Consider the following 13,947-nt stretch of genomic DNA (forward strand, 5'->3'; position numbering starts at 1 on the left):
CCGGGTGAGCGACGACGAGCAGGCCGGCGGCGCGGCCGACGACGCCCCCGGGCGGCGGGACGAGGGCCGGTCGTCCGACTCCGACGGCAAGAAGGCCGGGGACGACAGGGGGCGGGGCCGGGAAGACGGGAAGGGCCGGGACGGCAAGAGGGGCCGGGGCGACAGGAGGACCGGGGACGAGCGGTCCCGCGACGACGACCGGGACGAGGACGACGACGAGAAGTCCGCCGAGGACGAGGACGACGACGAGGCCGCGGAGAAGGAGCGGGAGAGGGAACGGGAGCGCGCCGCCGGACGGTTCAAGGAGCGCACCCGGGACCCCCTCGCCGACGAGCAGGGCGAGGAGGGGTCCACCGATCTCGCCGCCGCCGCGCGGACGCGCCGCGCCACCCGGCAGCTGTTCGACGTCCGCCGGGACCTGATCAGTTTCGCCCACTCGCGGCTCCAGAGCGCCCACATCGGCGACAACATCAACCTGCTGCTGGGCTCCCGGCACCCCGGCGCGGGCATGCGCAGCGGCCCCGTGCCCGAGGAGGAGCTGCGCAGGCTCCGCCGCGTCCACGTGGAGCCGCAGGGGTACGTGCGGCTGCGCAACGCGCTCCGCGCCCGCCGCCTGCTGGTGCTCGGCGCCGCGCCCGGCACCGGACGCACGAGCACGGCGCTCTCGCTCCTCGACGAGGTCACCCAGCGCCCGGCGGACGCAGCGGACGCCGTCGGCCCCCGGGTGCTGCGGGTCGATCCGGAGGGCGGACCGAGGCAGCTGGCCCGGACGCTGGACGGCGGGGAGGAAGAGGTCCGGCGCGGTACCGGATACCTGCTGGAACCGTCCCTCGCCCGGCCCGGCGCGCTGCCCCCGGACGAGATGGACCTCGACGAGCTCGCCGCGGCCCTGGACCGCCGCGAGGCCTTCGCGGTGATCGTCGTGGCGGTGGGGTCGGCGGCTAATCCGTTGCTGGCCGGACGGTACGGCATGCTCTGCCCGCCCGTGCCCACCGAGGAGCTGCTCGCCACCCGGCTGCGCGAGCGGCTGGAGGACCGCACCGCAGGGGCCGGGGAGGACGGGACGACGCCGGCCGAGCTGGCGGCCCGCGCACAGGCGCTCGCGGAGCGGGAGGAGGTCAGGGACGCGGTCGGGCTCAAGGACCTGCGCCCCGCCGAGGCCGAGTTGCTCGCGTCGCTGCTGGCCGGGCACGTGCTGGGGGACGTCTCGTACGAGGAGCTGCTCTCCGGCTGCCGCAGCCTCGCCGCCGGGCAGGCCCACGAGTGGTTCGCCGGGGTGGACCGGGCGCTGACGGCGTCCCCGGCCGGCACGGAGCGGCCGGACGGCGGGGCGGGACGGTCGGACACGGCGACGCTGTTCCACCCGGTGGCGTTCCGCATCGCGCTGGCCGTGCTGGGCGGGGCCTCGTACAGCGCCGTGGCCACCGCCGCCCACCTGCTGACCTGGGAACTGTCCGTGCAGTCCGACCCGGACCACACGCCGGCCCGCCCGCTGTTCTGCGACGACCCGGAAGCGGACCGGGCGCTCTCGCGCGCCGAGGTGGTCGACGGCGAGGTCGAGGTGGACGGGCACGACGTCCCGGCCCGGCTGATCTGGTACCGGGGCTCCGCCCTGCCGTCCGCGGTGCTGACCGAGCTGTGGGACCGGCACTTCCCGGTCCGGGCGCCGGTGGTCCGCTGGCTGCGGCTGCTGGCGGACGATCCCCGTCCACAGGTGTGGATGCGCGCCGCGGTGGCCGCCGGGGAACTGTGCGCACGGGACTTCGACCACGGTTACACGGAGCTGGTCCGGCCGCTCGCCGAGGCGGACGCGTTCCGCCGGCGGATCTTCGCGGCCACCACCATGGACCAGGCCGCCGGTCACGACTCGCACCGCGGGACGGTGCACAAGCTGGTCGGCGACTGGAGCAAGCACGGCAGCGATCCGCTGCGCTGGACCGCGGCGATGGCACTGGGCTACGGCAACGCCGCGGCCACGACCGACGACACGCTGGACGCCCTGGCCCGGATCGGGGTCCGGGACGACGGGGAGCAGTCGGCCATCGCCTCCCTCAACGTCGTCCGGCTGCTGACGCTGCCGGACGCCGCGGAGGTGCTGGAGCGCGTGGGGGAGTGGACCCACCACAAGCGCGAGCCGTACCAGGAGCTGGGCCTGGCGACCAGCGTCCGGCTCGCGCTGAACACGGTGGAGGAGGTGCTGATGGACGACCCCGACTCCCCGTTGGGGGACCGCGGTGACTGGCCGATGGCGCTCGCCCTCGCCGCCACCCGGCCCGAACTGGTCCCCCGCATGGCGGACTTGTTGTGGACCGCGCTGAACACGGCGCGGTCGAAGGACGTGGCGATGGACGCGCTGGAGCAATTGTTGCGCTCGGCCGTGCGCAAGAGCGGCGCCGAGTGGACCCGGCCGGGGCTGGCGGCGCTGCTGCCCGCGCTGACGACCGAGGAGCACGACCGCCGGCGGCTGGACTGGCTGCTGCGCCGCATGATGAACGACCCGGAGAAGCCGCTTTCCGACGCGAGGGCGCGAGACCTGTGGTGGCTCGCCGTCGCACCGGAGGAGGGACGGCGCCGGGTGGGGGCGCGCCGGGAGAGGACACGCGAGGAGGGGATCCATGGCTGAGGACGGGAACCGGGCCGCGGGCGCGGGGGACGACGAGAACGAGGCCGGGGAGGAGGCGGCATACGCTTCCTCGGGCCCCGCGGGTCCGTACCTGAAGGACTACGCCACGCTGGCGGACGGGGTCCCCCGGGTGAGCGCCCGGTCGGCGCTGGTGCGGTTCTACCGGAACGGCGGCTACAGCGTGATCAGGGCCTCCGGTGTCGAGCACGTCGACAAGAGGGCGCTGGCCAGGCCGCGCGGCATCTGCGAGATCGCGCTCGGCACCTATGTGACGCCGCTGCAGATGGAGTTGCCGGCCGCCGGCGGGACCACCTTCTTCAAGGCCGAGGTGGACATCCAGTGGACCGTGACCGACCCCCATCTGGCCGCGCTCGAGGTCGTGACCGACGTCGCCGGCCGGCTCACCTCCCCGGTCCTGGAGCGGCTGCGCGAGGTCACCACGACCTACCGGGTGACCGAGGCCGAGCAGGCCAACCGCGCCATCACGCGGGAGTGCGCCGGCGGACGGTGGTCCGACCTGGGCTCCGAACTCGGCCTGCGGGTGCGGTTGTACGTCCGTCTCCGGGCGGACGACCGGACCATCGAGTACGCCGACGAGGAGCGGGACGTGCACGCCCGGGCCAAGTGGACCCGGCTGCGGCAGGACGAGTTCCGGCGCATGCTGCAGGGCGGTGAGCTGGAGCAGCTCAGCTTCATGCTGGCGGCCGATCCGGACGAGGCCAAGGACTTCCTGGAGAAGATCCGCCAGGAGGGCAGGCAGGACGAGAAGGACCGGGTCGCCCGGCTCTTCGCCATGGCCGCCCGTGGTGAACTCGCCACCGCCGACGTGGAGGCACAGGTCCTGAACCTCCTCAACCAGGGCATCGGCCGGCCCGTGGTGGGGCCCATCGGCATGATGCCCGTACGCCGCCCGGTAACGCGGCAGCTGGAGCCGTCCGCCGACCGTCCGTTCAACCCGGACTGGGCGTCGGACGAACCACCCCGGCGGCCGTCCCACCGGACGGAACCCGACCGGCGCGGGCCCGGCGGGAGGAGCCCTCACCCGGGCGATGACGCCGGTGACGACGAGCCGCGCTTCCGGGACCGGCGGCAGCCTCGCCGGCCCGAGCTCTCCTCGGGAGCGGACGACGCGTACGACGGGCCGCGTCCCCGCGCCGCGCGGGGGACCTACCGGCCTGAACCGTACGATCCGGGTGACGGCGGGCCGCGTCCTCGCACCGGGCGCGGGACCTACCGGCCGGAGCCGTACGGTCCGGGCGATGACGCCGGTGACGGCGGGCCGGGTTTCCGGGACCGGCGGCGGCCCTACCGGCCCGAGCTCTCCTCGGGAGCGGACGACGCGTACGGCGGGTCGGGCTCCCGCACCGGGCGCGGGACCTTCCGGCCGGAGCCGTACGGTCCGGGTGACGACGCCGCGTACGACGGGGCGCGTCACTCCGCCCGGCGCGATGCCCACCGGCCCGAGCCGTACTACCCGGACGAGGACCGCGATCAGGAGCCGCCGCGTCGCCGTGGACGTTCCGGGGGCGAGGGATGGCCCTGGACGGAAGAGGACCGATGACCGCCGGAAGCGGGGGTGGGACCTCCCCCGGCCCGGTCGGGCCTGTGCCGGACGGGGGTCGGCACTGCCACGACGGGTCGGGGGAGCGCATCGCCGAGCGGCTGCTGGACACGGCCCGGGAGGACGTCGGCCGGGCGGACTCCAAGGCGGCCGTGCTGCTGTCGGGCACGCTGGCGCTGCCCGCGTTCCTGGTCGGGTGGCACGGCAGCCCCCGCTGGGACGGGTTCGCCGACGTGACGCTGGTCCTCGCCGGGGTGCTCTGGGCCGTCGCGGTGAGCGCGCTGGTCGGGGCGCTGATGCCGCGCACCGGCACGGTCCGCGGGCGGGACGGGGTGACGTACTTCGGCGATCTGGTGGGGCCCCTGGACCCCGTGGGGCTGGCCGCCCGGATCGCCGAGGCCGGGCGTGATCCCACCGGGTGGCTGCTCGTCCAGGCCGTGGACGTCAGCTCGATCCTGTCCGCCAAGTACCGGGCCATCCGCTGGGGGGTGGGCTCGCTCGCCCCGTCGACGGCGCTGGCCGTGCTCTGGGGCCTGACCGCGCGCTGACGCGCGGCCGGCCCCACCGCACGAGCCGGGGCGGAGCACCCGAACGCGGAGCACCCGAACGCAGAACATCCGAACGCAGAACAGAGACGAACCGAGGAGCGGGGGACGCCGTGGGAAGAGTCACGGGAGGACGGCAGTCGGGAAGGAGCCGGGTGCGCCGTGCCGCGGTCTCGCTGGTGGGCGGCACCGCGGTGTTCGTGTCCCTGGTGGCGCCGGCCGGCCGGGACCCGGTGCCGGCGGCGGACTCCGCGCCGGCGTTCCCGTCCGTCAACTACGCCGTGGCCGTGGACGAGTCGGCCAGCCTCACGCCCGCGGACCTGCGGGCCGAGAAGGCCGCCGCCGCACGGATCGCGCTGGGTGACGTCTCCTCGTCCTCCCACGTCACGGTCTTCGGCTTCGCCGCCGCCGAGTCCGACGACCAGCGCGCGGTGGACCCGGTGTGCCCGCGCACCCCGCTGGACGCCGCGGGCCGCGAGACGATCGGCGACTGCGTCGGGAAGCTGCGCGGCCGCGAGGAGGGCGAGGGCACCGGCACCGACTTCCCGAGCGCGATCCGGCAGGGCGTGCACGACCTGACCCGCGGCACCGACGCGTCGGAGCCGCGGGTGCTGTTCCTGCTGACCGACGGGAGGATGGACGTCGCCGACAGCCCCAAGTACGGCGACCCCGCACACCGCGAGGCCGAGGGCGAACGGCAGTTGACGGAGGCGCTGAAGGACGCCGCCGCGCAGAACGTCCAGATCTGGCCGCTGGGTTTCGGAGCCGACCCGGACCAAGAGCAGCTCGACCGGATAGCCGCCGGCGGGTATCGGAAGGGCTGCGTCGAACTGCCCTCCGCCACCCCGAAGGCCCACAAGGTCTCCGGCGCGAAGGACATCGGCACCACGCTGGAGAAGATCTTCGCCGCCGCCCACTGCCTGCGCCACGAGGAGGGGCCCGCCCCCAAGCGGCCGCCGGCCACCCTGGAGATCGGGATCTCGCCGCTGGCGACCGTGGGCAGCATCGTCGTCGACAAGGGCGACCCCGCGGTCGAGATCACCTACGTCGACCCGTCCGGTGACGAGGTCCCGACGTCCGGGACGTACAAGAAGTCCCGCTTCGAGCTGGCGGGCGGCAACGGCGCCGTCGAGGCGCTGAAGATCGTCGACCCGCTGCCCGGCACCTGGAAGGTGAGGGCCGAGGCCCCCGAGGGGCACCGCTCGCTGCCGGTCGCCGTCAGCGTGCTGTGGCAGGGCGAGCTGCGCGGCGCCATCACCATGGACCCGCCCTCCCCGCAGGCCGGGGAGAAGGTCACGGTGACCATGCGGCTGCAGACGCGCGAGGGCTACGAGATCAAGGACCCGCGCGACTACGCGGGGCTGCGCGTCCGCAGCGAGCTGACCGGGGACGGCTTCGACCCGCTGGCCCTGGACCTCGCCGACGACGGCGAGGGGGCCGATCCCGGGGCGAGCGACGGGTCCTTCACCGGCACCGCGACGATCCCGCGGGACGCCGACGGGGAGCTGAAGGTGAGCGCGACCCTCACCGCCTCGGGGCTGAGCGCCGACACCCGCAGCGAGAGCGGCGAGGTCGCACCGGGCCAGCTGCCCGTCAGGGCCGTGCTCGACCTGCGCGCCGCGAACGCCCACCCCGGCACGGAGGTCGCCGGGAACCTGGACGTGAGCAACACCACCGACGTCCCGCACACCCTGCGGCTGTCCGTCGCCGACGTGAAGGACGGGCTGCTCTCCGTCGAGCCCGCCGAGATCACCCTCGGGCCCGGCGAGAGCGGCACCCGGAAGGTGACGGTCGCGGTCGCCCCGGCGGGCGCCTTCGGGGACCGCCTCGGCGACGGGCTGAGGCTCGCCGGCACCGTCACCGTCGTCGACACCACCGACGACGACCGGACGCTGGTCCGCTCCCCGCTCTCGGTGCACGTCACGCCCGAGCCCGGGATCGGGGAGAGGTACTGGTGGGCGTTCGCGTCCGGTGCCGTCCTGATCGCGCTGGCCGCGGCGGCGGTGGCCGCCCGGCGGCGGCTGCGCCGGCGCCGGCGGGACCCGTCCGGCCTGGTGCTGCGGCTGGTCTCGGAGGACGGCACCGTCCTCAACGAGCACACGGCGGGACGCGGGAACGGCAAGCAGTGGTACGAGTTCGCCGTCGCCGAGGCCCACCGCAGCCCGCGCATCGAGCGGCGCGCCCACGGTCCCTACGCGGTCCAGCGCCGCCGCGAGGGCGGAGCGGTGCTCCGCAAGCAGGGCGGCAGCCGGACCCCGGTGCCCACCCACGGCCAGGTCCCCCTGACCGACACGCTGAGCCTCGCCCTCGGCGAGGAGACCCGCACCACGAGGCGCCGGCCGCAGACGGCCACCGCCGGATCCGGCTCCGGATCCGGCTCCCCCACCGGCGGGGCCGGAGGCGGGACCAGGGGCGGATACGACGACAACCCGTACCTGTGACGCGAGGGGAGCGGGCCGGACACGCCACCGACCCGCCCGCCCCCACGCGCACCGCACCGCGGCGCGGACCGCACACCGCGCGCAACCACGGACGTACCGAGCACGAACCGGCGGCCGCGCCGGCCGTCAAGCGGGGAGGAAAACATGAAGATCTTCCAGCCGATGCTCTTCGTCGGCCTGGGCGGCACCGGAGGCCTGGTCGGCGCCGAGCTGGAACGCAGGCTGCGCGCCGAGCTGTGCGGCCCGGACGGCATGGCGCTCAGCCGACAGAGCGGCCGCGCCCCCTTCCAGCTGCCCGACTGCCTCCAGTTCGTGTACGCGGACTACAGCGAGAGCGACCTCAGGAGGCTGCCGCAGTTCACCGTGGACCCGTCGCTGCGGCCCGCGTACGCCCGCACCTCCCGGGCCACCCACAACCTGCTGCCGAACTTCGACAGTTCGCCGGCGGTGACCAAGATGCTCCGCGCGAGCATGCGCGGCGAGGTGGCCGACTGGCTGCCGCCGGTGGTCGGCGAGCCGGAGGTCACCCCGCTCCGCAGCGGCGCCGGCCAGCTGCCCACCGTCGGGCGCGCCGCCCTGTTCGCCACGCTCCGGCACGGCCTCTCCCCGGTCCTGGAGCCGCTGCTGCAGGCCATCGACGCGATCGCCAAGGCGGCGGGCGAACTGAGCGAGTTCGGCGGCGGCAAGGTCAACGGCTGTGACGTGTTCGTCTCCTTCTCGGTGGCCGGCGGCACCGGCGCCGGGATCTTCCTGGACTACCTGCACCTCATCAGCCATGCCTTCCAGCTGCGCCGCTTCGACGGGGTGAGGATCTATCCGCTGGTGGTGATGCCGTCGTCGTTCTCCGCCGCCACCGGCGGCGGCTGGGAGGCGGAACTCAACGCCGCCCGCGCGCTGGTCGACCTGTTCCGGCTGGTGGACCGGCAGAACGCGCCGCGGGAGGGCGCGGAGATCGGCGACCTCGACCACGACGCCGGCTTCGCCGTCCGCTACCCGGGCACGCCCCCGGTCCGGCTGCGCACCGGCGTCCTGCCCACGGCGTTCCTGTTCAGCCCGACCGCCGGCATCCGCGCGGACGACCTGCGCCGTTCCATCGTCTCCCTGGTGATGTCGCTGATCGGCACCGAGCTGGGCGACGGCCGCGCCCGGGGCCGGAGGACGGCGGCCGACGACGACTACCAGACCTTCGCCGCGAGCTTCATCAACCGGGGGGTGGCCCGCAGCGCCCCCTCGCCCACCGGGATCGGCCGGCAGGGCGTCTCCACCAGTCTGGTCGCCTCCATGACCGCGCCGATGGACCAGTTGGCCGACCTGGTGGCCGGACGGCTGCTGCGGGAGGCGGTCACCGACCTCGTGGAGCGGCCGCGCGCCGGGTTCAAGGACGACGCGGTGCCGATGATCCGGCAGCTGTTCGCCGACTCCCACCTCGAAGACCTGTGGGAGCGCAGGCAGTTGCCGGTGCCGGAGCCCGATCCGCTGCCGCGCGGCGGCAAGAACATCGAGCAGGCGCTGGGCGAGCGGATCGCGGACATGCAGCGGCTGCTGGCCGACCTGCGGAGCGAGGTCGGCCGGTCGGCCGTCACGATGGCCGACCGGTTCGCCCCGCGCCCCGCCGTCGACAAGCTGCTGCGGAGCGTGGACCCCTTCCTCGCCGAACGGGTCGTCCGGGGCGTGCCGGGCCACGAGGACCCGATCGTCAGGCGCGGCTTCCTCGGCATGCTGGACAACCGCTCCCGCGCGCCGCAGCGCCCGCCCGGGGTGACCGAACAACCGCCCAAGATCCCCCGGATCAAGGGCCAGCTGGCCGGTCTGGCGCCGGCCCGCTGGGGCGACGAGGAGGTGCAGGCGGCCATCCAGGAGCAGGACCTCTGGTACCAGTGGCGCTGCCGGTCGATCTGGCACGAGGCCTGGCGGGAGCAGCACCAGCACTGGCAGCCCCAGGCGGACGCGGCCGGGGACGACGTCGTGCGCCTGGTGAACGCCTTCCGCCGGCACTGCGACCAGGAGCCCAGGACCTCCGAGCAGAAGGCCCACGAGCTGTACGAGGACCGCACCGGCATCTCGTACCTGCTGCCGCCGCAGCGCAGCCTCAACTACTTCTACGAGGACGTGGTCCGCCGGCTGGTCTACCGGGAAGGGCTGCGCGAGACCGACGACGAGTCCGCGCTCCTGCTCAAACTGGTCGACGGGGACACCTGGCGCCAGGTCCTCGCGCTCAGCCGCCGCGACCCGGAGGGCTCCGTGGCGCGGGCGAAGGGGCTGCTGGAGGCCCGGATCACACGACTGTTCGCCGAGCGGGGCGCGCGTCTGGAGCAGCATCCGCTGCTGCCGGCCATGGGCACGCTGCTGGCCGCCGCGGCGGGTGACGCGGACGCCAGGGAACAGACCAGCAAGGAGACCCTCGACCTGTTCGTCCGCAAGCTGGCCGTGCTGCTGCCGGTCGGCTTCACCCCGGAGGGCACCGGGCCGCTGCGGATCCTGGTCACGCATCCGCGGGTGCAGGCCGTGGAGGAGGTGCGGGAGTACCTCGGCAAGACGCTGCGGCTGCCCACGGACGCGAACAACTCCGTGGAGTACCGGGGGGTGGAGAGCGACTCGATCACCGTCGTCCTCTTCCGCAGCGAGATGAGCCTCATCCAGGTGCCCGAGGCCCGCAAGGTGCTGCGCCAGTGGGCCCGCGCGAAGAAGTTCGAGGAGCCCCGGGACGTGCTGCGGTGGCGGCAGCGGACCGGATTCCGGGACAGCTGGATGGTGAGCAGCGAGGAGGACCGGCGCGTCATCCTGCACCGGCTGCTGTGCTGCATGTGGAACGGCCAGGTGGACGTGCTGGACGGCGACCCGTCGTCGCCGGAGCGGATCCGGCTGAGGCTGTTCCCCGAGCGGGGGGCGAACGTCCCCGGCGTCCGGCTGAGGCTGGACGACTTCCCCGGCGGGGTGTCGAGCTGGGCGGAGCTGCTGCGGTCGTACGAGCGCTGGACGGTCCTCGACGACAGCCGGGCCGTCGAGGACCACTGCCGTGAGCTGATGAAGGCCCAGCCACTGGGCCTCTCCCGGGCCGGCAGCGAACCCCACCCCCTCTTCACCGACCTGGTCGAGAAGGTCGCCCCACGCCAGCTGGAACTGCTGGCCGAGCGCCGGGAGCGGGGCGGCGAGCGGGTCGAGGGCTGGGTGCGGCCGCTGTGGGAGTTCTGGGCGGAGACCCTCCCGGCCGCCCTGGACGTGGAGTTCGGCAACCAGCGCGCCGTCCAGCCGACCCTGCGCACCCTGCTGGAGCACGTCCGCGGCGGCGCACCGGCCCGCCCGCGGACCCGCGACGACCTCCCGGAACCCCGGCGCCGCCCCGAGGCCGACGACGACTGGGGCACCGCGCCGTTCGGCTCCTTCGAGCGGCCGTACGGCGACGAGCGCGGCGCGGGGGAAAGGGAGGGACGGGACGTACGGGGCGCCGGCCGGGACGACGGGAGCGGCTCCCGCGCCGGCGACCGCGGCGACCGCGACGGGGACGACGGCGGCCGTCGCCGTGCCGCCCGGGACGCCCACGACGGCTACGACGGCTACGGCGAGCCCGGCGACAGCCGTCGGAACGGGCAGGACCGGGGCGGCCGGGGAGGCTGGGAGGCCCGCGACGACCGGCACGGCCGGGACCGCACCGGCGACCGCGACGGGGCGGAGGACGGCCGTCTTCGTGCCGCCCGGGACGTCCATGACGCCTACGACGACTACGACGACTACGGGGAGCCCGGCGACCACCGTCGGGACGGCCGGGGAGGGGACTTCCCCCGTCCGGGTGAAGCGGGGAGCCGGGGAGAGCGCGACGAGGAGTACGGGACGGAGGACGGGGGAGGGCGCCGGTTCCCCTCCGGGGACCCCGACGACCTGCCCCGGGCGCCCTGGGACGACGACACCGACCCGCGCGGCCCCTGGGGCGGTGACGACCGGTGAGCGTGTCCCAGGACTCCAGCGCCGTCGTCCACCTGGACCTGCGTGCCGGGGCGGCGGCGCTGCACAGCCCGTCCGCCGTGCGGGACCGGGTCGCCCGGGAGCTGGGCCGGGCCGGGCTGCCGGAACCGGACGACCCGCTCTTCCTGGTGGTCGACACCCCGGCCGGGCTCACCGACCACCAGCCGCAGTACGAACTGCTCGCCGGCTACCGGGCGGTGGGCGAGGTCAGGCTCCTGGTGCTGCTGGTCGGCAGCGCGCCGGGCGCGTTCGCCGGTGAGGAAGGGGGGTTCCAGCCCGACCGGCGGCTGCTGCGCCCCGCGGTGCTGCGTTCCTCGGGCGCCGCGCTGCTGTGGGCCGGCGACCTGCGCTCCGCCCGCACCGCGCGGGAACAGCCCGCACCCGACGACGCGGACGCGCTGGCCGTCCTGGTGGACGTGCTGTCGGTCCCGGACGTCTACCTCGGCGTGCTGCACGGTGTCCGGTCGCTGCCCGAGGCCGTCGCCGCGCCCGGAGTACGGCTGCTGGAGCAGGACCTGCCGCCGGAGGTGCGCGACCGGGCCTGGCGCGACGCGCTCAAGCGGTTCGCCGGCGAGGACGCCGAACTCGCGCCGGACGTGCTGTCGGCCGCCTCGTCGGGGGCCGACCTGCCGGAGCCGCTGCGCGGCCTGGTGGAGGGCCGGGGCGGCCGGGACCCGGGACACCGGGAGCCCGGCGGCGTCGCGGACGACGCCCACCGCGCCTGCGCGGACGCCCTCGACCACGCCGAGGACGCGCTGGCCGGGCTGCGGGCCCTGCCCGGTCTGGTCCGGTCCTCGCGCCGGGAGGCGTTCGAGGCGGACGTCGACCGGGCGCGCCGGGCGGTCGACGACTACCGGGACCTCGTCGCCACGGCCCTGCGCGGCGGCGGTGAGGCACGGTCCGCCGCGGAGTCGGCGGCCCGGCTCGCGGCGCTCGGGCTGCGGGTGCCGTCGGCCGAGGGGCTGGGGGAGCGGATCGGCGAAGGGCTGAAGGAGTTCGCCTGGAAACTGCTGGGTCAGGGGATCGCCCTGCGGTCGGTGGCCCAGCGCTTCACCGGTCTGGCCGGGCGGGTGGAGCCGCTGCCGGGTTCGGCACTGCTGCCGAGGCTCGCCGCGCTCCCCCACGCCCGGACCGACGCGCACGGGGACGTCCCCGGAGCCGGGTCCGCGCGCACGGCCCGGCCGGCGGGCGCCGCGGCGGCCGGCCCCCTGGCGGCGGCCGGGGCGGGACTGCTCGGGGCGCTGTGGTGGGGGGCGTTCCTGGCGCTGGCGGTCGTCGTGCCGCTGCTGTTCGCCGGCACGGCGGTGCTCGGGGCGGCCCGGCTCCGGGACGCGGGACGTCCCGGCCGCCGGGCCGTGGCCCCCGGGGCCGCGGCGTTCGGCGGCGCCGTGCTCGGGGCGGCGGTGGCGTACGCGACCGAGCCCCCGGTCTGGCTGGGCGCCGCCGGTCTGCTGGCCGGTCTGGGCGTCGCGGTGGAGACGGTGCGCCGGCTCTGGCGGGCGGCGGCCGCGGCCTGGGCGCCGGGGCGCGCCACCGCGGTACTGCGTCTGACCCTGGACGAGCTCGACGCCCTGCTGGCCGAGGCGGTCCGGGAGCACTGGGCCGTCGAGGAGCGCCTGTACTGCGCCGACGCCGCCCTTTCCGTCGCCGGCATGCTGCGGGCGACGGCGGCCGCCGCGGAGGCCGAGGCGGCGCCCGACGCGGAGCGGCCCGCGCCCGCCGGGGCGTCCGGCGGCTTCGGTCCGGCCGGGGCCGGGGGTCCGGCCGACGACCCCTGGCTCGTCGACTACGCGGACCTGGAGCCGGACGACGCCCCCGCCGGACCCGACGACGGGGACGGCGACTGGGCGAGCGTGTACACCTGGGAGGACGGGCCGTCGTGGGACGAACCCGCCGAGGAGCCGGGCCGGGACACGAGCGCCGGGGATCTCCGGGAGCACCGCGTCCAGGGGGCTCCGCGCTGGCTGCAACGGGAGAACGGCGAGGGCGGGCCCGAGCTGGTCGCCACCCTCTCCGCCGACCTGACGGACGCCGCCCTGGAGGCGATGAAGCACTACTGGGGCGCCGTCGAACGCGGCCGGGCCGGCACCCTCGCCGTCCGGCGCACCGAGGAACGGGTCCGCGAGCTGCTGTCGACGGCCCGCCGCCACCTGCGCCACAACGGAGTCCTGACCCCGCCCCCGTTCGCCGCCGCCCGCCGCGTCCGCGCCGGCTCGGCGCACCTGCTCGGCACCGACCCGTACGGGCTGGCCGAACTGGTGGGCGCGGAGGCCGACCGGCAGACCGTGGTGCAGCTGTCCACGCCCGAGCAGGGCACGCTGCTCAGCCGCGACCCGGCGGCCGCGGTGTGGCTCAGGTTCGCCCCCGCGGCGGTACGCGACGAGGTCGAGAAGGCCTGGGTGCCGAGCGGCTCGGTCCGCCTCGAGGACGTTTTGTGGACGTCGTCGGGACGGTACGCGGGCCTGGTGCGCCTCACGCCGCTGCGGATGGGCGTGGTGGAGACCGTCCGCTCCCGGCACGGCTCCGCACCCGACGGGCCGGACGCGGACGACGGGCCGGACCCGTACGGCGCCCCGGACCCTTACGGCACCTCGGACCCGTACGGCACCTCGGACCCGTACGGCGCCCCGGACCCGTACGACCGGAGGCGCCCGGGCAGGCCGAGGAACCCCTACGACCGGACGGACCCGTACGACCGGACGGATGCCTACGACCGGACGGACCCGTACGACGGGCCGGGCGGCGACCGCCGGGGGGACGGCGACCTCTGGTGAGCCCTGCCCCGCATCCCGGCCCGGCGCCCATGGCCGGGCCGGT

General features: G+C 75.8%; 6 protein-coding genes. All 6 read left to right on the forward strand.

Features of this window, described 5'->3' with window-relative positions; all coding sequences use genetic code 11:
* Nucleotides 1-4 precede the first annotated feature (4 nt).
* The 6 genes from ADK41_RS31660 to ADK41_RS31685 all read left to right on the forward strand — a co-directional run bounded on the left by ADK41_RS31660 (nt 5) and on the right by ADK41_RS31685 (nt 13,904).
* The gene (locus ADK41_RS31660; RefSeq protein ID WP_030819843.1) at nt 5-2,623 is read left to right on the forward strand and encodes a hypothetical protein; all 2,619 of its coding nucleotides are present in this window, start codon (nt 5-7) and stop codon (nt 2,621-2,623) included.
* Nucleotides 2,616-4,184: a hypothetical protein gene (locus ADK41_RS42605; protein WP_053670331.1), complete on the forward strand. Its 1,569-nt coding sequence runs from the start codon at nt 2,616-2,618 to the stop codon at nt 4,182-4,184. Before ADK41_RS31660 ends, ADK41_RS42605 begins: the two co-directional genes overlap by 8 nt.
* Before the next feature lie 44 nt (nt 4,185-4,228).
* Nucleotides 4,229-4,732 (forward strand): Pycsar system effector family protein, encoded by a 504-nt coding sequence (locus ADK41_RS42610; protein ID WP_380957152.1) that lies wholly within the window; start codon nt 4,229-4,231, stop codon nt 4,730-4,732.
* Between the two features lie 152 nt (nt 4,733-4,884).
* On the forward strand, nt 4,885-7,170 hold the full coding sequence (locus ADK41_RS31675) for a VWA domain-containing protein (protein WP_106979365.1): 2,286 nt from the start codon (nt 4,885-4,887) through the stop codon (nt 7,168-7,170).
* Between the two features lie 144 nt (nt 7,171-7,314).
* On the forward strand, nt 7,315-11,112 hold the full coding sequence (locus ADK41_RS31680; protein WP_078661794.1) for a tubulin-like doman-containing protein: 3,798 nt from the start codon (nt 7,315-7,317) through the stop codon (nt 11,110-11,112).
* On the forward strand, nt 11,109-13,904 hold the full coding sequence (locus ADK41_RS31685) for a hypothetical protein (protein WP_158717634.1): 2,796 nt from the start codon (nt 11,109-11,111) through the stop codon (nt 13,902-13,904). Before ADK41_RS31680 ends, ADK41_RS31685 begins: the two co-directional genes overlap by 4 nt.
* The last annotated feature ends 43 nt before the right edge of the window (nt 13,905-13,947 follow it).

The sequence above is a fragment of the Streptomyces caelestis genome, from assembly GCF_001279005.1.
GTDB classification, from domain to species: domain Bacteria; phylum Actinomycetota; class Actinomycetes; order Streptomycetales; family Streptomycetaceae; genus Streptomyces; species Streptomyces heliomycini.

Coding starts and splice junctions, on each gene's coding strand:
- ADK41_RS42605 (WP_053670331.1), top strand. CDS start 2,616: ATGGCTGAGGACGGGAACCGGGCCGCGGGCGCGGGGGACGACGAGAAC.
- ADK41_RS31680 (WP_078661794.1), top strand. CDS start 7,315: ATGAAGATCTTCCAGCCGATGCTCTTCGTCGGCCTGGGCGGCACCGGA.